This is a genomic window from Idiomarina sp., assembly GCF_048260185.1.
In the GTDB taxonomy this organism is placed as follows: Bacteria; Pseudomonadota; Gammaproteobacteria; order Enterobacterales; family Alteromonadaceae; genus Idiomarina.
Genome location: NZ_JBLXHB010000004.1, coordinates 102,370 through 124,854, shown reverse-complemented (window position 1 = coordinate 124,854; position 22,485 = coordinate 102,370). Strand labels below are relative to the sequence as shown.

The following is a 22,485-nucleotide window of genomic DNA, read 5'->3' as shown; positions in this document are numbered from 1 at the left end:
AGCTGCGTTCATGGCTGAGGTTAACGTCTCTTTAGGTGAACGCAGCTACACCATCTACATTGGTAACGCCCTGTTACCCAATTATGTAGAGCGCCTTCCGCACAAACTTAATCAACAACTGCTGGTCATCACCAATCCGACCATTAGTCAGTACTACCTTAAGCCGCTATTAAAAAGCTTTGCCGGTCACCAAGTAAAAGTGTTTGAAATGCGCGACGGTGAGCAGTTCAAAAGTCTGGACAGCTATGCCGAGGCCATGGATATTCTGATAGACGCAGGTTTTAACCGCGACTGTGGCATTATTGCTTTAGGCGGCGGTGTGGTAGGTGATTTAGCCGGCTTTGTGGCGTCAACTTTTCAACGCGGCGTCGATTTTTACCAAATTCCGACCACCTTACTGTCGCAAGTTGACTCCTCCGTGGGCGGAAAAACCGCGGTTAATCATCCGCAGGGCAAAAATCTTATTGGCGCTTTTTATCAGCCTAAGTCGGTAGTTATTGATATTGATTGCCTGCAAACCCTTACCGAACGTGACTACCGCAGCGGTTTAGCCGAAATAGTAAAATACGGCGTTATCTACGACGCCGACTTTTTCCAATGGCTGGAACAACATACCGAAGAATTAAATCAGCAAGACCCGGCCGCACTAACCTACGCTATTCAACGCAGCTGCGAAATTAAAGCCGAAGTTGTGGCGTTAGACGAGCGCGAAAAAGGTCTGCGGGCATTGCTGAATTTAGGCCACACCTTTGGTCATGCCATTGAAGCCGCCACCGAATACGGCGCATGGACACACGGCGAGGCTGTGGCTGCTGGCATTATAATTGCATCTAAGCTGTCAGAAGTGACACAGCGGCTCAATTCGTCAGATTTTCGACGCATTAAAGATTTACTGCTGGCACTTAGCTTGCCAATAAAGGGTCCGCAAATGCCCTGGCAGGACTGGTTAGACTACATGCAGCGCGATAAGAAAGTAAAAGACGGTCAGCTGCATTTTGTTCTTCCGGTTGCTATTGGTCAGGCTGAAGTTGTCAGTACTGTAGAACACAATACCGTTGCTGCTGTGATCACTGAATGTTGCTAACGCCAACGCGTTATCTCTATTCGGCTGACAGACAGGAACAGACAGATGCAAGCACTTGCAAGCCCACAACATATTGTTGCCGCGCCGGTAAAAACCAAACCGAGCCAACAGCAGGTTATTGACCAGCTCCACGAGCAGTGCCAGCAAAGCGTGTCGCTTATTATGCTGCACGGTAAAGAAGGCAGCGGCAAAACCATCATTGCTGAAGTCTTTCTTGAACAGGCATCGGAATACGCTGAAGTCGCTTTTATCAGCGCCAACGAACGCTCCACCAATGACCGCCTCCGCGCCCAAATTCTGAACCAACTGTTCGGTACTATCAGCATTAACGACGAGTCGTTAAGTCGTCAAATTCAACGCCAGCGCCCGCTAAAGCACGCCATTGTTGTTATTGATAACGGCGAACAGCTATCCGAAAGCTTTATGGCCGAATGTATTTCTACCGTTACCCAACTGAGTGCCATTGGCCAGCGCACCAGTATTATCATTACCGGCGACAGCCGTTGGGCTCAACAGCAGCGTCCGGCACCGCACTTGCGTGTGCAAGGGCCAACTATGATAGAAGTTCAACCACTGAACCACGACGAACAAATACGTTTTGTGCAGGCGTTATTACCAGAAAAACAACGCAGCTTCTGGAACCTGGAACGCATTCAGCAATTTTTAAATTCCATTCATGGGTTTCCCGGAGAAATTCAGCAACGTCTGCAATTTACTCTGACCACTCAGGCTGCACGTTATCGCGATACCAGTACAGAAGATAGTGCAGCTGGTAACGAGACCAACGAACAAAGCACGGCGAAAAATAATCCGGAACAAAACAACCGTAGGAAAATGCGCCTTTGGCCCATTATTTTCGTTACAGTGGTTATTAGTCTGGCTTTTGCCAGCTTTTTGAATAAAGAACAGTTAACCGCTTATTGGCAGCAAGTGAATCCTGAATCAGCGGTATCGGCAGAAACAACTGCCGAAGAAACCACTAATACCGCCACCGAAGCCGCGCCGGAAGCAACGGAGCAAGCCGCCAGCCTGCCAAGTTTTGAGCCTTTAACCGAGCGTTCTTTAGAACTGGTTCCTGCAGAATTAGCGGCGTCTTACCGCAATGCGTTAGGTACATTAAACACCGTCGCTGCCTCTGAAATATCAGAGGGCGAAATCTCACTTGGTTTCATAAAGAAACAACAGCCACAGGAAGCAGAGCCTGTCGGACAGTATAACGAGCCGTCGGCAGCCGAGGCAGGCATTGATACTGTTGTAGCCCAACCAGAACCAGAAGTTAAGGCAGAACAACCTGAGCCACAACCGCAGCAAGCTCAACCGGAGCGTGCATTGCCGTTCCAGACCCAATGGGCGCTGGATCAGAGCTCAGGCAACTATACGCTGCAAATCAGCATTATTAGCGACCCGCAGCTACTGCGCGATTTCCGTAACGACTACGGCATAGCCGGTAATACCCAAGTTTATCAGCGCGCCGACCAACGTTATGTGGTTATTTTTGGCAGCTACCCCAGCATTGAGCAAGCCCGTGCAGCCGCCACGCAGTTGCCAGCTGAAGTGCAGCTAATGGAACCCTGGGCTAAGTCGTTTGCCAGTGTACAAAGCGACATTAATAGCCAGTAGCCGGACGAATCACGCAGTCAGCAATTTTCATCCCCCGGCCTTTGGGTTACAATCCGCAAAGGATAAACCAACGGCCGGCGCATGAAGAAGAATCGGGCATTTTTAAAATGGGCAGGCGGTAAGTACTCACTTATCGAGCCGATAACAGCACGCTTGCCGCAAGGTAAAAAGCTCATCGAGCCTTTTGTGGGCGCCGGTTCAGTCTTTCTGAATACCGACTACGACAGCTACCTGCTTAACGACATTAATCAGGACCTCATTACCCTGTATCAGTTTGTGAAGCGCCGTCCGAAAACTTTTATTCAGGACGCCCGCAAACTGTTCATCGATCGTAACAACCAGGCCGACGCTTACTACGCCCTGCGCGCCGCCTTTAATGCCAGCAGCGACCCTTACTTTCGCTCTTTGCTTTTTCTGTATATGAACCGCCACGGCTACAACGGCCTGTGTCGCTATAACAGCAAAGGCATTTTTAACGTGCCTTTTGGTGATTACCGCAAACCGTATTTCCCGGAAAAAGAGCTCGAGCATTTTGCCGAGAAAGCGCGCAAGGCCAAGTTTATTTGCCGCCCGTTTGAACAAGTTTTCCGGCGTGCGCGACAAGGCGATGTAATTTACTGCGATCCGCCCTACGCACCGCTGGATCAGACCTCTAACTTTACCAGCTACGCCACCGGTGGCTTTGGCCTGACCGATCAGGACGAGTTAGCCCGCCGTGCGGTACAGGTTGCGAAGAAACGCCATATTCCGGTACTAATAAGCAACCACGACACCGACCTCACCCGCGCCTTGTACAAGCACGCCGACATCAGTAGCTTGTCGGTTTCGCGCAGCATCAGTCAAAAAGGCGACGGTCGCAAACCCGTAGCCGAGCTGTTGGCCCTGTATGATAGCGAAATCAATAAAAGCAACGTGGTTTCTCTTAGCAACTCATTGAAGAAAGTAGGCACATGAACTGGCATTTAAAAGCATTTAACGACCTTTCACTGCATGATCTTTACGACTTACTGAAACTTCGGCAGGAAGTTTTCGTGGTGGAGCAAACTTGCCCATACCTGGACGCTGACGGCGCCGATGAGCAAGCCTTACATTTGTACGCCCGTAACAATGCCGATGAGATGATCGCCTACGCCCGGCTATACCTGGCAACCGCCGATACCGGCTATTCCCGTATTGGCCGGGTAATAACGCATGAAAAAGTGCGAGGTCAGAAGCTGGGTGTTGAAGTTATGCAACGCAGCATCGACTATCTTGAAGAGTATGCCCCCAAAGCCCCAATTCGGGTCGGCGCTCAAGTTTATCTGCTGAACTTTTATCAAAGCTTCGGCTTTGAGGCCATTAGCGAAGAGTATCTGGAAGACGATATTCCGCACATTGATATGCAACGCAAGGCTGCGCAGTGACAACTACGGCTCGGGTTCCCATTCTTGCAGGCAGCGATGCTGAAACCGTTGCGGTAAAAGCCATTGCCGAGCGCTGGGGACTACCGTCTGAAACTACGGATAGTGACGTTTTTCAGCTTTGGCTGACCGACGGCGTACTGGCACTGCACTGGCTGCAAAGCCCTCAAAAAATGTCGCCTTTAGTGGTGGACTTTCATCAGGGTAAAGCCGCCTACCGAGCTCAGAACACACAGTTAAAGAACGAAGCCATTGCCAAAGCCGTTGGTGTTAGTGGGCAGTTTAAACCATCGGTTGTCGATGCCACCGCCGGCCTGGGGCGGGACGCTTTTGTACTGGCGGGCTTAGGTTGCGAGCTGCAGCTTATTGAACGACATCCGGTTGTCGCCGCGCTGCTCGATAATGGCCTACACAGAGCCCAGAAGGAACACGACTTTATTGGTGACACCTGCCAGCGTATGCAGTTAATTGGCACCGACAACCTTTTTACCGGTAGTGGTTATACTCAAGAGCCCGACGTGGTTTATTTAGACCCCATGTACCCAAAAACCGGCAAGCAGAAGGCGCAAGTAAAAAAAGACATGCAAATGTTCCAGCAGTTGGTGGGCAGTGACGAAGACGCCGATACCCTGCTGGAACCCGCCCTCGCTCTGGCCAAATATCGGGTGGTGGTTAAGCGCCCGAACAGCGCACTTTTTCTGGCCGGGCGTGAACCAAACAGTCAAATTAAGAGTAAAAAGCATCGCTTTGATGTTTACATAAAACGAGGTTTTCATGAGTCAGCAAATTAAAGAAGGCGATAAAATTCCATCAGGTTCACTGACCAGCAAAGGTGATCTTGGCATTCAGAACTACGACCCGGCAGAGATATTTGCTAAAGGCACACACGTACTGTTTTCAGTGCCTGGCGCATTTACTCCGACCTGTTCGGAGAAACATCTTCCCGGCTACGTAGAACACGCCGAAGCATTAAAAGAAGCGGGTGTTCTGAGCATTAATTGTGTAGCTGTAAACGACGCCTTTGTTATGAAGGCCTGGGGCGAATCTTTAGGGATCGGAGAAAAGGTTCGGTTATTGTCCGACGGAAACGGCGCGTACAACCAGATAATGGGCCTGAGCATGGACACCGGCAGCTTCGGTGGCATCCGTTCTAAACGCTACGCCATGATCATTACCGACGGCCAGATAAAAGGCCTGTTTGTAGAAGAGGACAAGTCCTTTGAAGTAAGCAAAGCCGAGTACGTACTGGAGCAGTTGCAGAAATAATGTCGAACTGGGATGTGATTATTATTGGTGCCGGCGCGGCGGGGTTGCACTGCGCCGCTCATGCCGCACAGCGCGGTAAGTCGGTGCTGGTATTGGATCACGCCAAGCAGGCAGGCAAAAAGATACTGATTTCCGGCGGCGGCCGCTGCAACTTCACCAATATGTACGCCGGCCCCGAGAACTTTCTGTCTTCCAACCCACATTTTTGCAAGTCGGCACTCAGCCGCTACACCCAATGGGACTTCATTGGCCTGGTGGGTGAATACGGCATTGCCTACCACGAAAAAACCTTAGGCCAGTTGTTTTGCGACGACTCCGCCAAAGACATTGTGCGCATGCTAATGAACGAGTGCGACCGGCAAGGCGCCAAAGTTCAGCTCCGCACCGAGATTGTGTCAGTAGACTACGACGACAACTACCGCATTGAAACCAACCGCGGCGATTACTGCTGCGAGAAATTGGTTGTTGCCTGCGGTGGGTTATCTATGCCCAAATTGGGCGCCACCCCGCTGGGGTATCAAATTGCCGAACAGTTTGGGCATTCTATTGTTCCGGTACGCGCCGGTTTAGTGCCTTTTACCCTGCAGGATGACGAAAAAGCCCGCTTTGCCGAGCTTTCAGGCGTAGCTGTACCCGTAAGTGCAGAAGCCCACGACGGTTATTTCCGCGAAGCCATGCTGTTTACCCACCGCGGCGTCAGCGGTCCTGCTATTTTGCAGGTTTCCTCCTACTGGCAACCCGGTGAAGCCGTAACCATAAACCTGCTGCCCGACTTAGACGCCTTTGAGTGGCTGAAAACACAACAGCAGCAACAACCCAAAACCCAGCTTAATACCGTATTGCAGCAACACTTCCCCAAACGAGTGGTGACCGCATTAGCCGAGCACCACCAATGGCCGCTGAGCAACAAACTGGCCGACACCTCTAACGCACAATTTCAGGCCATAGCCGACAACCTTAACCGCTGGCAGTTAAAACCCAACGGCACCGAAGGCTATCGCACCGCCGAAGTCACCTTAGGCGGCGTTAACGTCGACGAAATCAGCTCCAAAACCATGGAAAGCCAAAAGCAACCCGGCCTGTACTTTATTGGCGAAGTGTTGGACGTAACCGGCTGGTTGGGAGGCTTTAATTTCCAATGGGCCTGGAGTAGTGGTTTTGCCTGTGGGTCGGAGTTGTAGGTAATGTGAAATGATAATTTAGTTTGCACGCTCGCGGTAAAGCATGCACGCAATGAATGAAAATTTCCCATAAAGTTTGCACGCTAAGTCATTTCTGCCTAGTATTCTATTAAGAAATTATACTTTGGAAATTTTGATGGCTCGAAGAAAGCTCAAAACGTTCGATGACTATAGTCGAGCCTTAAAAGATAAGTACGGGATTGGTGAACTTAGTACCTACAAGCCTTGGCTGAGGGTCCAGGATGTAAAATCGAAAGGAATTCGCTCGCAAGTTTTAGGTCTTAAAACAGGTAGAGTACACCATACTCTTTCCTCAATAGAAACCGAGTTCTTTTACCTTGCCGAATACTCGGATTCTGTCATCGACATCAGAGAACAGTTCCCTTTGTTACCTATAAACCTATCGATAAAGATAGCTGAGGCTCTCGGTATAGTTCACCCTGCTCATCCCGAAACTAAGGTACCAATAGTTATTACTACCGATTTCCTGCTAACTAGATTTATTGACGGCAAAAAGATATATGAAGCTATTTCAGTCAAGCCAGAGCACGATGTTAGTAATAGAAGAGTACTTGAAAAATTAGAACTCGAGAGAGTTTGGTGGGAGCTGCTGAGCGTAAAATTCTCTTATTTTATTGGTAATGAGCTAACACAAATTCAAAGTAGTAACATTAACTGGGCTACCCACCCTTTAAGGTCAGAGAAGCAGATATTCACTGAAGATGAACTGAGTATCGCTGCATCTTTCCTGTCACTAGGCAAACACCTTATTCGAGAGATCTGTTACTTGTTCATCGATAAGCTGAAATTGCAACATGAAGCCTCCCTCACTATGTTGAGGAGTTTAATCGGAAGAAAAAAGATTACGGTAGATCTTTCTTTTCCATTAGAGAACTCTGACTTCATTGAAATTTTAAGTATAGATATTAATACAGAGGACCTCTTCAGTGGAGCTTGTTAAAAACAGTGTATGGGATATCCGTAATGTTGATGGTGTTCAGCCCGGGTTATATCGTCTTCTTCAGGTTTTTGAAAATATTAGCTGTTTAATATTATTTAACTTGGAAAGTACAAAAGGTATACGTAGGCCAATAGCAATAGATTTAGAACGTTTTTCTAGAAGCTTGAATAAAAAAGAAGCTTTGAAAGGGAGTTTTTCATTACCGCCACATGTACTAATGAGTGAAGAAGAAATAAACGAACGTTATGCGGCAGTAAGAGATAAAAACTTTAGCCTAATAGAAAGTCTTATTGAACAATCTGAGTTTATTTTCGACTACGCAACTAAGAATAGAGTTCAATCATTAGCGAGGCACGCAAAAGATAAAGGTAAGGCCCGAACAACTATAGCTAGGTTATTAAGCACTTATTGGCGATACGGCCAAGACAAAAACGCCTTGTTACCCGCATATCAATACAGCGGAGGGCGAGGCCAACAACGCAAAGTCAGCGAATCGGCACTTGGGGCACCTAGAACCTCTAGAACTCTTGCTGTTAAAAGATCAAAGACTTTTATAGTCACGGATGCTGATAAAGAAAAAATTCGTAAAGTTCTTGAGAAGTATCATTTAAAACCTGGTGGAAAAAACTTAGTTGAGACCAGGAAAGAGTTGTTGAGAACATATTACTCTGATGAGATTAAGAAGGCTAAGGCGCTCGGTGAGATTCCATACGTTCCTAGCTATAAACAAGTTCACTCATGGAAGCATAAGCTTTTTACTGAAGATGAAATATCAAGAAAATCATCAACTGAACATGACTATTTTCTAAATAAAAGAGACTTGCTAGGTAATGCAAGGCAAAGATGGTCTGTTCCCGGAAGCTGCTTTGAAATTGACGCTACAGTCGCCGACGTTCATATAGTTTCAAGCTTTGGTAAGCAATACGTTTTGGGAAGACCCACAATATACACTATTGTTGACAGGGCAAGCGCAATGATAGTTGGATTAAATGTATCGTTGTATTTTGCATCGTGGAGAGCTGCTAGACAGGCGCTTGCAAACGCCTTTTTGCCCAAAGGGCCTTATTGCAAAGAGTTTGGCATTAATATCCAAAATTCGGATTGGCCTGCAGCACATATTCCTTTGAGGTTAATGTGTGACAATGGCGAAATGATTGGTTTAAACCCTCAGCACTTGGTAGTGCCGTTAACAGAGCTACAACTATCTCCTCCATATCGTCCGGACTTTAAATCTATGGTCGAAAGGCGCTTTGGGTTATTAAATAAGGAAATGATCCACAATCTCCTCGGCACGACGAGAGGGGGAAAAGTTGTTCGTGGTGATAAAGACCCAAGAAAAGACGCAATCTACACATTATCCGAGTTTACTGCTTTGTTGATTGATGCTGTGTTAGAGCTAAACCGCTCTCTCTATAAAAGCCTGGCGACCTCCAGTTCCTTACTAATTGAAAAAGACATACTTCCTACCCCTCTAAATTTTTGGAAAGCCCACATAGCTGAGCATAAGCATGCGTTAAAACTAGCCGACAGCAATGATGTTATTAGTCGTTTATATCCACCAGCTAAGGCCAGTATGACTCGTGGAGGTATCGAGTATAATAATATGTTTTACTCGTGTGACCGCGTGGTTAAAGATAAGCTAGCTTCAATCGCCAGAACCAACGGACAATGGCAGTTAGATGCAAGAATTAACGAAAACACTACCAATTACATATACGTTAGATTTGATAAAAATGATGCGTTCACCAAGTGTAGCTTGCTTAAAAAAGGAAGCATGCTCAAAAATCTCCCTATGCACGAGTCCGAGTTCGTTCTGGATTGGCTCAATAGGAATTATGAAAAAAGCCCAATAAGTGTTGAATCTATTGATACTAAAGTCTCAAGAACTAATATCGAGAAAAAGGCAAAAGCTAGATCTAAAAGCGACAGAATGACTTCCGCTGAAAAGACTAAAAATACTAGAGAGCGTCGCAAAACTGAAATTCACGAAACAGCAAATAAAGTCGTAAGCGACCCTTCATTGCGAGTACAGCCAAACGATAAAACTGATATTAGCACTAATACTAATAGTGTTGTTTATTTACCTCGTAGACGATCACAGTAAGGCACATTGGTTATGCGTAAGGAAAAGGCTACATATCATAAAGCTATATTGCCGGAACACCAAGGTAACCCATTAATAGAAGCTTTAAAGCCTAAAGCAAGCCAAGAGAAGGTTATGGAGGCTTTTAGCTATTACCCTGAGCTTGATGAAGATATAAGGCAACATCCCGATCCCTTGGTAAGAGAGGAATACACTTTACGCTTGAAACACCTGCGCCAGCCACTGCCCATCTACTATAAATGTTTCAGAGCGATAGAAGATGCAATCAAAGCGGGTTACTCCGCGAAAAATCCACTAAGTCCGACAACGTCACAATTTTTACATTATCCCCTTGACCAAAGACCCGATATTCCACCGAGCACTGGATACTTTGAACCTAAAGGAGACGGAATTACGCTTGTTGGAGAGAGCGGTGTCGGTAAATCAAGCATGCTTGAACAAATACTAAACTACTTTCCCAATGTTATTGAGCATGACAACTACTTCGGGCACGTCATGGAGCATAAATATCAAGTCGTTTGGTTGAAAGTTGATTGCCCTAACAAATCTAGCGTTAGAGACTTATGTGAGGAAATCTTAGCTGCTTTAGACTTGGCTATCGGTAATGAACGCACAATACCCAAATCAACCATCGGTGGACTTAATCGTCAAATAGAACAAAAAATTAAGGCTAGCTTTCTGGGTATTTTAGTCATAGACGAAATGCAGCGCTTCGAGTTTAACCGCACGGGTGGTGAAGTCAGCCTTCTGAATTTCTTACACAGCCTAGTAAATAATTTAGGTGTTCCTCTCTTTTTTTGTGCTAATCCACCGTTCAATAAAACGCTCGCAAAGAAATTAAAAGCAGCCCGAAGAGCCGAGAGCGGAGGCTATTTCGAGATGGACGCTTTAGCTCGTGACAGCGATGGATGGGATTGTTTTATTAACGAATTATGGGATTTACATTGGACCAACATTACTACTGAATTAACTAACGAGCTTAATGATAAGTTATTCGAGCTTTCCGTTGGAAATCTTGATATGGCACACAGAATTTATCGTCAAGCACAAAAACAGGTGATTGGTTCAGGTGACGAGAGGATAACAACAGCAGTGTTAGAGCACGCATATATTTCCGCCTGCGGTCTATCTTCTAAAACCGATGAAGTAGCGACTTTGCGTGAAAAAAACCCACTACCCAGGCGAGAAAATCGACAATCTCCTTCCTCAGCAAAAACAACTCAGGAAGTCGATAAAAGAGTCATTGGAGATATCACTCGCCCACAACACCACGAGTTTGAAAGTCAACTTAGAGACCTACAAAACGCAGTCGATTTACCAGCTAAAATAGCCGATCCTGACTTACTTAGAAGAGCTGAAGACGAAAGCGACCCCCTCAAATACCTTAGGCAACATAGAATTCTGTGTGATTCACCATTAGAGCAGTTTGGATAAAGTAGTCTAAAATATAGACAACAAAATTAATTTGTGGACTGATCATGCAGCTTCCCTCACCATTACCTGACGAAACTTTATTTAGTCGTTATGTCCGGCATATGACCATTCTAGGAATGACAGAGTGTGACTACCTTAAAGCCCTACTAAATAAGCCCCGTGCAAGTATTCACCCATACTTGACTGTAGGTATCACTAAAGCGGCCAGCATATGTAAAGATTCAATATTTAAAATTTATCAAGAACAAACACTAGGAAGTTTTTTTTCGTACTTTTTACCCCAACATGCTCAATCAATTTCAAACGCACTTCTTCGAAACAACGGGACTGCGGCGATTAGAGCATCTCAACTAGTTACCTTCAAAGAATCGGAGTTATTATCTTTAAAATACTGTCCTGTGTGTGCCAATAACGACATAAGACAATTCGGGGTTACATATTGGCATCGAGTTCACCAAATACCTGGAATAGAAGCATGTTCGGAGCATAAAGTCTGGCTTATGCACCAGGGACTCCCTGCTAGACCGCACATAAAACCACTCCTATTACCCAAATGTTCTGAAAAATTCGAAGAATGCCAAGAGATGAGCTTCAAACTCGCAAAATTTACGAAAAATTACATACATCATATTTCTTTATCAAATGAATTTTTTAGTCTGCCCAACCTCTTAGAGCGCTTAAAAGACCTTGGGTACATGTGTGGCGAAACGCGATTCAAGAGACAACAGTTAACATCAGACTTTTTTCATTTTGCAATGGGCTTAAAACGTACTTCAACTGGTTTGTTACCAGTCTCTGAGCAAGACTACCGGTACCTTTCCTATTTATTATCAGGATCGGTATGCCAACACCCCTTTAAGTATCTACTGATACTATTTTGGTTAAATAATAAGCTACCTGACTTCGATAAATATCAAATCAGTACAACTGAGGAGAAACCAATTAACAAGGATAAGTCTAAACTGTGCCTGAGCCTTTTAAAGCAAGGGAAATCAATGGCTAAAGTAAGCGAAATTACAGGAAAAAGTAGGTGCTATTTGAAAGCTTTAGCAATAAAGAATAATGTCGCGATAAGCCTTAGGCCGAGGCTGATTAATAAAAAAGTTATAAAAGCCGTGATATCAATGGCATATAAAGGGTTTCACCGCCAGAAAATTGCCAACGAGTTACGCATATCAACTGGTAGTGTAGAGCAAATCATATCCTCCGAAGAAGGTCTAGTCGTAAGAAGAAGACAATATAAATACCAATCAAAAAGACGATGTTATAAAGCAACAGTACTGAGAGCGATGCAAATGAATCACTCAGCCACCCGAGAACAAATTAAAAAGAGTTGTTATTCAGCTTTTTATTGGCTTTATGCGAATGAGAGAGATTGGCTCAATCAAACATTGCCGAAGCCAACAAAGCCTAAATTACCCCCAAAAGTCGACTGGAAAAAACGTGACCTCGAGCTAGCTCCACAAGTTAAAGGCATTTTAACTAATTGCGATGGAAAAATTTCGCGTACCCATATAGATAGGATGCTAGGCGGGCATGGTTGGCTAACACGGAAGCTACACAAACTGCCTCTCACAATGTTAGAGCTCCAAAAGCTTAACAAGCCATAATATCAAAGACCAAGCTGTTTAAGTTTTGCCGTTCTCCTGCTAAATTTCAGTAGCTCTCAAGCAATAACAAAAGAAACTTGCGGAAAACTTGTTTATATTGACATCCAGCGTTGATAGACCCTACGCGCTTTTATAGCTCTAGATAAATGTTCATTTACCAATGTTAAACCGTTCCACCAATCTGCTTTTGAGGAATGTTTTTTGCTAAAGATTCAAAAAAAAGAATCTATCCACAGTTATGTTTTCCGTACTCATATGGTAAATGGAGTTTCGAGTTTTTCCAATATCATTACAAGTAAGGGTCTCTGGGCTGCATCACCTAAAATATTAAAAGGCTCTTTGCATCTATATAAGCCAGTTGATGATTTAAAGTTTCTGAACTTATTGAGAGACTTTGGCTTGGCACATAAAACAAATGATATTTTCGGTAATCCCGCTTCTTACCGGGATGAACTAGAAAGATTTTTTGGCATAAATAAGCGAAAAATAGGAGCCAGACAAAGAACGTTCCCTATAACCTACTGTCTTGAATGCATCAAAAACTATATTCAGAATTTTGGATATGGGATAATTAGTATTGACTGGTATCAAAACTCATATTGCTCAATTCACAATATGAAACTTCATATTGCTAAAGCGAATAACCGAGAACAAGCCGTTGCTGCTCTAAACTTTATATTGAAAGGGGAACACCCTGAGGATTACGAAAGCCTTAATTATAAAGCAGGCTATATTCTAGCCCCCCAAAAAGATTCGCAGAAACACATTAATGACTACTTCCTTCCCTGTTTGGTTAACGACTTTAAAAATTGGGTCACACAGAATTTCAAACTTTTTTCAAAGGAGTTACTTGGTGCGCAATACGGCTCAGTAAGCTTCGTCACTAAACCATACATGATGAAAAAAATATATTACTCAGCAAAAGAAAATAAGCATCAAGGATTCACGGACTTCTTTAATAAGTCATCTAAAGTCAAACACTTAGATTCTGGTGCTATCAACCGGGGAGCCATAACCGAAAAAGCCTATAAAAGTCAAACATCGAAATGTCACGACTGCGAATACACGAGCTGTTTTGCAAATTTAGCTATTATCCCTACTAGAGCCGATGTACGTTTAACACGTCGGTGCGAGCTAAATCTTCTGATACTAATAGACTACCTAGCAGGTATGGGAATTTCCAATTATAGCAAGCGTTTAAGAATAATTAGAAAAATGTCTACTAATCAGAAGATGAAAGCTTTATCTGATTTCAACGGGCCCGAGTCTGACTTTTACAGACGGCACAGCATAGCTCTAGATCATTCAAAATTTACTTACGCAGAACCATATTTGATGTGGCCGGAAGACTAGTGGATTAAACTTCAACCTTAGCCCGATTGTTGATTTTTACTGCTTTTGAATTATCTAAACACTCCAAAAACGGCTACTGAGTGTCTAGTGAGCTAGTGCCGATTCAGTCGTCAGGCCACAGAAAAAACACTAACTCATGCGCTACGAGTAGAGCCAAGGTAATCCTCAAGAGCGTAATAAAGCTTTCCCAGAAGCTTGTTTGCTATCAAGCTTCTTTACAAATACAGTATCAAACAATTAAGCAATAACTGCTACGGTCCTTTTAATGTACATTCGAAAACTAAATTCTCGCACCTCTATACCTAACGACGCGAAAAGCCAGATAATCTTGCAAGCTGACAATTGGGACGATTTCGGTTTTAAGACATTATTCTCACTCACTATCTTTGACTCAGAGTCAAACCGATATGACGTAGGGAGTGTGAAAATTGGCTTTTTTGGACAAAAGGAAGGAGCAACAGCAGAAAGCATCGAAAGCCATTTCGAGCAACTTCCAGAGAGTTTCTTTTCATTAGGCCAGGACGCAGATTATTACAAAGCTCTAATGGAGGAAGTTCCTCAAGAGCTTGCTCAATACACCCTAACCGCGTTAAGAGACGTGATTTATTACCCCGAATTACTTAAACACGTCGAAAGTGAAGATTCATTTAATACATCTTTAATGAGAATGGTAAACCATTCGACGATCTCTAATCAGTTCCAAAGAATTATTAAGGGCGACGCAGCTTTGAGTGAGTACGATTTCTCATATAAACAAGCTGCTAGCGGGGGCTTTTCAGCAGTCGAACTCTCCTTTCAGGTAGAACCTAAGTCAATGCCAAGCTCAAACGTTCATATATTAATCGGCCGAAATGGTGTGGGGAAGACAACGCTCATAAATAATATGCTCAGTTCATTGTTAGCTAGGGAGGAAGATGAGGCCAAGATTCCTGGTGCATTTTATAGTAATGGCAACTTTCTTCCGTTAGAAACTAAACTAGATGAGGATTATTTTGCCGGGGTAGTATCTGTATCTTTTAGCGCTTTTGACGCCTTCGAACCGCCCGAGGACCAGCAAAGCTCCTCGGGCGGCATGAGGTACAAATATATTGGTCTTCAAAAAACCAATAAAGACTCCAATGCAGAGACGCGGAGCCTGAAAACAAAAAATGAACTAGCTTCCGACTTCGTTATTAGCCTAGATAGGTGCTTATCCTTGTCTGCTAAAGAGGCCCGCTGGTTAGAGGCAATAAAAAAACTCGAGTCGGACTTAAACTTTGAAGAGATGCAGTTAAATCAACTTGTTGATTTATACAAACAAGATCGTACCCGCTTTAACCAGCAAGCATACTCTATTTTTCATCGAATGAGCTCTGGCCATTCAATAGTCTTGCTTACAATGACTAAGCTCGTTGAGTCAGTTGAAGAAAAAACTATAGTTTTTCTTGATGAGCCAGAAAGTCACTTGCATCCGCCACTTTTGTCCGCATTCACACGAGCGTTATCAGACTTACTTTTAAACAGAAACGGCGTCGCTATAGTCGCTACGCATTCTCCTGTAGTCTTACAAGAAGTTCCGCAATTATGTGTTTCCGTTATAAGGCGAAAGAGAGGCATATTTGATATTTCCCGACCAGAGATAGAAACTTTCGCAGAGAATGTTGGTCGCTTAACTAGAGACGTTTTCGGGCTAGAAGTCTCTAAATCAGGATATTTAGAACTATTTAATTCACTAGTATCGAAAGGTCAGTCGTATGAGCAAATTGAGACCTCGTTCAACGGACAAATCGGGTTTGAAGGTAAAGCGTTGCTCCGCTCCTTGATAAACAGTAGAGATAAAAACTAGCAAATTATGAGAACAATAATACCGCCAGTTGATAATGCTGAGGCTTTCTTCCAGAGATGTGCTCGTGGATACCGAGATGAGCAACTTTGTGGCAGGCTTGAGGAAGTTTCACCAAGCATTGGACAGGCTTCATATAACTATGCCCAGCTAGGTAGCGTAAAAGAGCTATACAGAATTCCAGCAGATAACTCTGATAACAATGACATAGTTGTAGGGAATGTTACCAAGGAAGAACTAAAAGAGCTTTATTCAAACCAGGTAGCTCGAATCAACAGACCCGGTAGAGAGGTCTATGACAAAATACTATCCAAGGCTCCCAACGGTAGGTGCCCTTTATGTGCTCTAGGCTATGCGTCCACATTAGATCACTACCTACCCAAATCAAAATACCCCATTTTTTCGGTCACTCCTCTAAATCTAGTTCCCGCATGTAAAGACTGCAACACTGGTAAAAGAGATATTGTAGCTATATCTGCAGAAACACAAACGTTACACCCGTATTTCGAATCCAATCAGATAATCAATGAACAGTGGTTATATGCTGAGGTTTCACGCTCTGACCCTCCGTCCATTCGATACTTCGTTAACCCACCGGAAAATTGGGACCCTGTCTCCAAAGCGAGAGTTCTAGCGCATTTTGAAAGCTACTCTTTAGAAAAAAGATACGGTATAGAGGCAGCTGATGAGCTATCTTGCCTCACAGGTATTTTAAGCAAATATAAAAACGAAATGGGCAGGGGCTATATCAAGCAACATTTACAAGACCAGTTCGAAAAGTATGCCTGTGTGGATGCTAACTCATGGAAAGCCGCCTTATTTCAGGCGCTAGCGCAGAGCGAATGGTATTGTGATGGTGGGTATGAGTGAACTCGTGTCGATTTAGATTTTCCCTAAAATTTCAGCAAACTGGGGTTCTACCCCGATTTTTAACCGTCCGTGATAACGGGGCAGAAAAAGTCCCTCTTGACCCATTAAAAATCTTAGCTAAAAACCTACGAGCTGATAGGATGAAACTGGGTTTTAATCTAGATTTTGGGTCATATGAAAACTGCAAATACACCTCACAATTTTATCGCGAAGCCACCCAGGAAGGACTTTTGGTTACTTTTCAAAGTAGCCTCAATTGACAGGCTTTTGAAGATGCAGAAAGGCCTGCTCTACATGAATAGTCTTGAGTACTTTTCAAATTTAGAAGGTGAGGAGAGTCTGGCTTTACGAGCCGATGGGTTAGAGAAAGTATATGGAATATTGCGAGCAGGAAATACCCCCTCGGGTTACGCCACGTTATCTATCAAAGTTAATGATGAGGAAGTTGATTTAGGCTCTGATGCAGTTCTTACTGCCCACTTTCCAAGACCTGAAAATACAATGCTATTTTGCATGGGGGCTTTTGCTGACAATGAAGATGGCTTAATCCCCAATGAAATTGATGGAAAAATACACTTTGATAAGCGATTTCTCGATTTCGGTTCGCATGTTTTACTTATAAACAAGCCGAGCGAGTTTTCATACCGGATAAACAAAGCAATAAAAAAGCTACCTGGTACATTTAGCTCTAAGCTTTTAGATGACGGCTATGGCTTGGTCGATTATAAACCATTAGAGAATTATTCTGGTCCCATCGGCTTGTATACAAAAGATTGTAAATATTCATGGCAGATGGAATTTAGGATTTCTTTTGGCGTTCACAAGCAGTGCTTAAATTCAAAAGGAGCACTTGAACTGAACATTGGTGATATTTCCGACATAAGCGATATTGTGCCGGTTCAGGCGCTTATTGATAAACCCTTTGAGGTAAAAAGAAGGATATTTATAAAAGTTGGCGATGGCTATGAACAAATCAATAAGTAAAAAGGTAACACCATGAGAAAGAAAGCCCAAAAGACTACGAAGGTCGTTGTCGATATTAAGTGCGACATTTGTGGTCAAAGCGTGGTACCCGAATTTCAAAAGAACAACCTGGACAGATTAGATGAATTCTCTTCGTTTGCCCGGTTAACTGCTGAATTCGGTTATGGCTCAAAGCATGATGGTGAAGTATTCAGCTATGATTTTTGTGAGGACTGCTTTGATAAGATCCGAGTCAAAATGAGTGAGCTTAAAAGGGGCGAATGAGTTTCTAGTAAGCTAATCGCTATTCAATCTCTGGGTATCTCGTTTATTCAAAGATAGACAGACAACCTGATAGGTGGCATTAAAAGCATGGTAGAACGGATTTTCAATGATATTCCTGAAGGGAAGGTCACCGATGCCGACGAACAGTCTTTTTTAGTCGGATTGGGCTGGTCACGGGGAAATACATGGGATGATTTGCTTCAGTCAAAACGTATACTGATAGTTTCCGAGGCTGGGGCAGGAAAAACCTACGAATGCCGTAAACAGTCAAAGCGCCTTTGGGATGAGGGAGAGCCTGCATTCTTCGTTGAATTAGCCGCATTGGCAACAGAAGACCTTGTCAGCCTGTTAGATGTAGACGAAGAAGCCCGCTTGGATGCTTGGCTTGCCTCACAGTATGAAATAGCGACATTTTTTTTGGACTCGATTGATGAACTAAAATTGACGATGGGTTCGTTTGAACGCGCGCTTAAGCGACTGAAAAAGCGTATTGGAGGTCAACTTCACCGGGCGCGAATCGTCATCACGTCACGACCAATCCCCTTCGACGAACAGCTGGTCCGAAGTGTATTACCTGTTCCTCCAGCTCCGTCTTCGGAATCCAATGAAGATGCATTTGCAAAGATCGCAATGCGTGAGCATCGGGAGCAACATAACAATAGCAACCCAAATGAATCGCCCGATTGGCGGTCTGTAGGCTTAATGCCGCTGTCGGACGAGCAGATAGTCGATTTTTGTCGGCATGAGGGAGTGAGCCATCCTGACCTTCTTTTTGAAGACTTACTACGTCGAAATGCCCTAGAGTTTGCACGCAGACCTCAGGATCTTATTGAGTTATGCGCAGACTGGAGTAAGCATAAACGCATCCGAACACATCACGATCAGGTCGATACGAATGTTCGTGTGAAGTTACTTCCTCGCGAATACAGACCTGAACCAGCGGAATTGTCTGTCGACAAGGCAATTGAGGGAGCTAGCCGACTCGCGCTTGCAGTTCAGATGACACGTCGTCTAACTATTCGTCATAGTGCAGAGTCCGATGCTATTAACGAAGAGGCAGCTCTTGATCCCGCGGTAATCCTATCCGATTGGCAACCGAACGAACGAAAGGCACTGCTGGAGCGTCCGCTATTTGGTTTCGCTTCATATGGCAGAGTGCGTTTTCATCATCGTTCGGTCGCGGAGTATCTTGCTACCGAGCGGCTAATAGCGCTTAGAAAACATGGCATGCCGTTTCGAGCCCTCAAGCGGATTATCTTCGCTGAGACCAAAAGCAAAATGATCGTTAAGCCGTCCAAGCGGCCAGTCGCTGGATGGTTAGCCTTGAAAGAAAACGGGATATTTGAACTCTTGCGGGACCATGAGCCTGCTGTACTTCTAAATGAAGGCGATCCAGAGTCGTTAACGCAGACGCAGCGAAATCAAGCTCTTTACGCCTACGCTGAACGTTACGGCCCTGGTGGGTGGAGAGGCCTTCAGGTTCCTCACATTCAGGTCCATCGATTTGCGTCGAATGGGCTGGCAAAAGAAGTTGAAAGGATTTGGCGTTGTGGGGTAGAGAATCCGGATGTGCGAGAAGTTCTCATCAGCCTTATAGAAGCTGGTCGCATAGAAGCTTGTGCAGATATCGTATTCGATATAACTCAGGACATTTCAGCAACTGCGGTCGAACGTATAATGGCTATTGACGCGTTAGTCGCACTCGCTGACGAGAGATTAGAAAGCATTTCTGTCTGTATAGCTGATGGTGATTATCTCTGGCCTGATAGAGTAGCATGCGGTGCCATACTACGCCTTTTTCCAAAGTACATGTCGGTTGAGCAGCTTTGTCGGACCCTTAGATGGATAAAGCAAGGGAAGCGAAATATAGGCGACTTTAATTGGCAACTTCCAATTCTGATAGCAAGGTCGTCTCTTGAGTTCCCTGACCTTGAGGAACTTCGTAACGGCTTCCTTGCGCTTGTCTCAGAGGGGCTTACATGGCGAAAAGAGTGGCCGCATATTACCAGTGATCGGGCACATCTCAGTGAAGCACTCGCAGCAACATGTAAACGCGGCTTGGATATAAGCCAAGACGATCAGTGGCTTCATGCTAGTGTAGTCGCATTGCGATTACACCACCAAGACCATTATAACGACGAATCGATCAAATCACTTCGCAAACAGCTCATCAATCTGAAAGCAGAGGACAATGAGCGTCTTTTCTGGGTTGAGGACGCTTTGCTGCAGTCGCTCCATGAAATCAAAGATCCTTGGAGACGGCTCGCAGAACTCACTATCCACGATGGACCGGTTCAGCTAAGACCGGACCGGGATCTGACTTGGGTGAGCGAAGCGCTTGGAGACACGACCCGGGATGCGGATGAACGCGCAATGCTCTTGGAGGCAGCCATCCGTCTGTCGCCGGATCGTGATACAAGGAGAAAACACTATGAGGGACTTAGGTCCCTCATAGTGGATGAACCTTCATTCGTGCAAAGACTTGACGACTGGCTGAAGCCATCGAAATACGAAAAAGAGCATCTTCATTGGGAAAAGGAGCAGGCTGAAAAAAAGAAGCAGGAAGAGCGGCGTAAGGCCAAGAGCCGCGCGAGCTGGATTCAGTTCTGGCGAGAAGTTGCCAACCAGCCTGAAAAAGCATTTTCGACGGAGCAAAGCTGGAACACAGCTTGGAACTTGTGGCGCGCTATGAGTCATGATGGTGCAGACAGTAGAGCATCAGGCTGGAACCGGCGATTCATTGAAGAGCAATTCAATCAAGACACGGCCGACAAGCTTCGCCGGGTGCTGATGAAGATCTGGCGTGATGACCATCCAACTTTTCCCAGCGAAAGGTCCGAAGGCGAGCGCAATACATTTCTTGTACGTTGGCAACTTGGTCTGGCCGCGATCTACGCTGAAGCGGAGGCCCCAGGCTGGGAAGCTAAACTCAGCGATGCCGAAGCTGAGCTAGCCGCGCGTTACGCTCCAATTGAACTAAACGGCCTGCCTAAGTGGCTCGAGGACCTCGTAGACACACATCCAAAAGCTGTGGACAGGACGCTTGGAAATGAGTTTTCGTGGCAGCTGAACCGGTCGTCAAGTGAACAAGGCTCTTTGAATCTACTTCAAGTAGTTGAATATGCGCCTGAAAGGGTTGCCTGTTTATTTTTACCGCGACTGGAGTCCTGGCTAGATGACGGTGGGGAGGATATTAATGGTGGCGATGACACTAGCGGAATGGCCGGAAGGGTTCGGCAAGCCACACGGATTATCATTAAGCATGGCAATGCTGCGGAAATTAAGAAACTTCAAGAACAGGCACTCCAGAGGTTGGAGCAACAATTGCCGTTTTCGATGCGCCTTGTTTGGTTGTCCACCTTAATGCAGATTGAACCGCAGGAGGGGATCGAACGGCTAACTGACCTAGTTAAGAGAGTTGAACCTTCTAAGCGATCGGACGCTGTGACATGGCTAGCCAAACTCTTTGGGAATGACCAAGACGGAATTAGTTTGCGTGACGAACGATTAACGCCGCAATTACTGCTCAGGCTTCTTCGTTTGGCCTATCGCCACGTTCGAATACAGGACGATGCGCACCACGAAGGGTCCTATTCACCCGACACTAGAGACAACGCAGAACAGGCGCGCAATAGCATTGTAAGCGCATTGCTTGACGCGAGAGGAAATGAGGGCTTGGCCGCCAAGATAGAAATGGCTGCAGATCCTTTGTGCGCTCATTTCAAGGATCGCATTTTGGCTGTGGCAGCAGAGAATTGGGCACTAGAGATCGATGCTGATACATTTGATGAAGCTCAAGCAGTAGATCTTGATAGAACTGGTGAAGCTCCAGCTTCAACGAATGAAGCCATGTTTGCGTTATTGAAGGATCGGTTATCTGATCTTGATGAACTTTTACTACACGACGATTCACCGAGAGAAGCTTGGGCGTTAATATCAGATGAGAAGATAATGCGTCGAGTAATTGCGCGAGAACTTAAGCGCGCCGCAAATTCACTTTACACTGTCGACCAAGAGGCGGTAACGGCTGACGAGAAGGAAACCGATATACGTCTGCGTTCTGTTCTGTCGAAACATGAAGCTGTGATTGAACTCAAGCTGGGTAATGCAAATCGCTCTGCGAAAGAGCTGCTAGATACAATTGAAGGGCAATTGGTCAGAAAATATATGGCGGCTGAACACTGTAGGGCTGGAGCTTTGCTGATAACTCTTACGAAAGATCGCCAATGGCATCATCCAGTTGAGAAACACAAGATCAAAGCAGATCAGTTGTTATCGTTGCTTATTGCTGAGTCTGACAGAGTTCAACAGGCTCTGGGAAGTGATACCTATATTCATGTACATCTTCTTGATTTGCGTCCCAGGTTATCCACTGAGGCTAACGTTAAATAAGTAGTTTGAGCGAGCTAGCCGAACACCTCTTTGAAGCAATATGTGCTACCTGTGACGATTAGAAAGAGGTTTACATGGCGCTTGTTCTAACGTCAGTATTGAATTATAAGGCTTTCGTGAAAAATTTTACTTCTCAATCG

17 protein-coding genes are annotated in these 22,485 nt (G+C 44.9%); all 17 read left to right on the top strand.

Annotation, left to right across the window (positions count from 1 at the left end; translation table 11 throughout):
• The first annotated feature begins 10 nt into the window (after positions 1 to 10).
• A complete protein-coding gene (gene aroB, locus ACN0RF_RS10030) occupies positions 11 to 1,084 on the top strand; it encodes a 3-dehydroquinate synthase (protein ID WP_417438892.1) in 1,074 nt (357 codons plus the stop codon).
• A 45-nt stretch (positions 1,085 to 1,129) separates the two neighbouring features.
• Positions 1,130 to 2,704 (top strand): AAA family ATPase, encoded by a 1,575-nt coding sequence (locus ACN0RF_RS10025; protein WP_417438891.1) that lies wholly within the window; start codon positions 1,130 to 1,132, stop codon positions 2,702 to 2,704.
• 81 nt (positions 2,705 to 2,785) lie between these two features.
• On the top strand, positions 2,786 to 3,658 hold the full coding sequence (locus ACN0RF_RS10020) for a Dam family site-specific DNA-(adenine-N6)-methyltransferase (protein ID WP_417438890.1): 873 nt from the start codon (positions 2,786 to 2,788) through the stop codon (positions 3,656 to 3,658).
• On the top strand, positions 3,655 to 4,107 hold the full coding sequence (locus ACN0RF_RS10015; protein WP_404397696.1) for a GNAT family N-acetyltransferase: 453 nt from the start codon (positions 3,655 to 3,657) through the stop codon (positions 4,105 to 4,107). The genes ACN0RF_RS10020 and ACN0RF_RS10015 overlap by 4 nt, the downstream gene beginning before the upstream one ends.
• The gene (locus tag ACN0RF_RS10010) at positions 4,104 to 4,895 is read left to right on the top strand and encodes a class I SAM-dependent methyltransferase (RefSeq protein ID WP_417438889.1); all 792 of its coding nucleotides are present in this window, start codon (positions 4,104 to 4,106) and stop codon (positions 4,893 to 4,895) included. The genes ACN0RF_RS10015 and ACN0RF_RS10010 overlap by 4 nt, the downstream gene beginning before the upstream one ends.
• Positions 4,879 to 5,370, top strand: a complete 492-nt coding sequence (locus tag ACN0RF_RS10005) for a peroxiredoxin (protein WP_417438888.1) — start codon at positions 4,879 to 4,881, stop codon at positions 5,368 to 5,370. Before ACN0RF_RS10010 ends, ACN0RF_RS10005 begins: the two co-directional genes overlap by 17 nt.
• Positions 5,370 to 6,551, top strand: a complete 1,182-nt coding sequence (locus tag ACN0RF_RS10000) for an NAD(P)/FAD-dependent oxidoreductase (RefSeq protein ID WP_417438887.1) — start codon at positions 5,370 to 5,372, stop codon at positions 6,549 to 6,551. Before ACN0RF_RS10005 ends, ACN0RF_RS10000 begins: the two co-directional genes overlap by 1 nt.
• A 136-nt stretch (positions 6,552 to 6,687) precedes the next feature.
• The gene (locus ACN0RF_RS09995; protein WP_417438886.1) at positions 6,688 to 7,512 is read left to right on the top strand and encodes a TnsA endonuclease N-terminal domain-containing protein; all 825 of its coding nucleotides are present in this window, start codon (positions 6,688 to 6,690) and stop codon (positions 7,510 to 7,512) included.
• Entirely contained in the window at positions 7,499 to 9,616 is a 2,118-nt protein-coding gene (locus ACN0RF_RS09990) for a transposase (protein WP_417438885.1), read from the top strand. The genes ACN0RF_RS09995 and ACN0RF_RS09990 overlap by 14 nt, the downstream gene beginning before the upstream one ends.
• A gap of 12 nt (positions 9,617 to 9,628) precedes the next feature.
• Positions 9,629 to 11,050: an AAA family ATPase gene (locus tag ACN0RF_RS09985; RefSeq protein WP_417438884.1), complete on the top strand. Its 1,422-nt coding sequence runs from the start codon at positions 9,629 to 9,631 to the stop codon at positions 11,048 to 11,050.
• A 44-nt stretch (positions 11,051 to 11,094) separates the two neighbouring features.
• Positions 11,095 to 12,660 (top strand): TnsD family Tn7-like transposition protein, encoded by a 1,566-nt coding sequence (locus ACN0RF_RS09980; RefSeq protein ID WP_417438883.1) that lies wholly within the window; start codon positions 11,095 to 11,097, stop codon positions 12,658 to 12,660.
• Positions 12,661 to 12,861: 201 nt separating this feature from the next.
• A complete protein-coding gene (locus ACN0RF_RS09975; RefSeq protein WP_417438882.1) occupies positions 12,862 to 14,013 on the top strand; it encodes a hypothetical protein in 1,152 nt (383 codons plus the stop codon).
• A 421-nt stretch (positions 14,014 to 14,434) separates the two neighbouring features.
• Entirely contained in the window at positions 14,435 to 15,838 is a 1,404-nt protein-coding gene (locus ACN0RF_RS09970; RefSeq protein ID WP_417438881.1) for an AAA family ATPase, read from the top strand.
• Positions 15,839 to 15,844: 6 nt separating this feature from the next.
• Entirely contained in the window at positions 15,845 to 16,705 is an 861-nt protein-coding gene (locus tag ACN0RF_RS09965) for an HNH endonuclease (RefSeq protein ID WP_417438880.1), read from the top strand.
• Positions 16,706 to 16,978: 273 nt separating this feature from the next.
• Entirely contained in the window at positions 16,979 to 17,689 is a 711-nt protein-coding gene (locus tag ACN0RF_RS09960) for a hypothetical protein (protein WP_417438879.1), read from the top strand.
• Positions 17,690 to 17,701: 12 nt separating this feature from the next.
• Positions 17,702 to 17,953, top strand: coding sequence for a hypothetical protein (locus ACN0RF_RS09955; protein WP_417438878.1), 252 nt, complete (start codon positions 17,702 to 17,704; stop codon positions 17,951 to 17,953).
• 87 nt (positions 17,954 to 18,040) lie between these two features.
• Positions 18,041 to 22,345, top strand: a complete 4,305-nt coding sequence (locus tag ACN0RF_RS09950) for a hypothetical protein (protein WP_417438877.1) — start codon at positions 18,041 to 18,043, stop codon at positions 22,343 to 22,345.
• The last annotated feature ends 140 nt before the right edge of the window (positions 22,346 to 22,485 follow it).

Coding starts and splice junctions, on each gene's coding strand:
- aroB (WP_417438892.1), top strand. CDS start 11: ATGGCTGAGGTTAACGTCTCTTTAGGTGAACGCAGCTACACCATCTAC.
- ACN0RF_RS10025 (WP_417438891.1), top strand. CDS start 1,130: ATGCAAGCACTTGCAAGCCCACAACATATTGTTGCCGCGCCGGTAAAA.
- ACN0RF_RS10020 (WP_417438890.1), top strand. CDS start 2,786: ATGAAGAAGAATCGGGCATTTTTAAAATGGGCAGGCGGTAAGTACTCA.
- ACN0RF_RS10015 (WP_404397696.1), top strand. CDS start 3,655: ATGAACTGGCATTTAAAAGCATTTAACGACCTTTCACTGCATGATCTT.
- ACN0RF_RS10005 (WP_417438888.1), top strand. CDS start 4,879: ATGAGTCAGCAAATTAAAGAAGGCGATAAAATTCCATCAGGTTCACTG.
- ACN0RF_RS10000 (WP_417438887.1), top strand. CDS start 5,370: ATGTCGAACTGGGATGTGATTATTATTGGTGCCGGCGCGGCGGGGTTG.
- ACN0RF_RS09995 (WP_417438886.1), top strand. CDS start 6,688: ATGGCTCGAAGAAAGCTCAAAACGTTCGATGACTATAGTCGAGCCTTA.
- ACN0RF_RS09985 (WP_417438884.1), top strand. CDS start 9,629: ATGCGTAAGGAAAAGGCTACATATCATAAAGCTATATTGCCGGAACAC.
- ACN0RF_RS09980 (WP_417438883.1), top strand. CDS start 11,095: ATGCAGCTTCCCTCACCATTACCTGACGAAACTTTATTTAGTCGTTAT.
- ACN0RF_RS09965 (WP_417438880.1), top strand. CDS start 15,845: ATGAGAACAATAATACCGCCAGTTGATAATGCTGAGGCTTTCTTCCAG.
- ACN0RF_RS09960 (WP_417438879.1), top strand. CDS start 16,979: ATGCAGAAAGGCCTGCTCTACATGAATAGTCTTGAGTACTTTTCAAAT.
- ACN0RF_RS09955 (WP_417438878.1), top strand. CDS start 17,702: ATGAGAAAGAAAGCCCAAAAGACTACGAAGGTCGTTGTCGATATTAAG.
- ACN0RF_RS09950 (WP_417438877.1), top strand. CDS start 18,041: ATGGTAGAACGGATTTTCAATGATATTCCTGAAGGGAAGGTCACCGAT.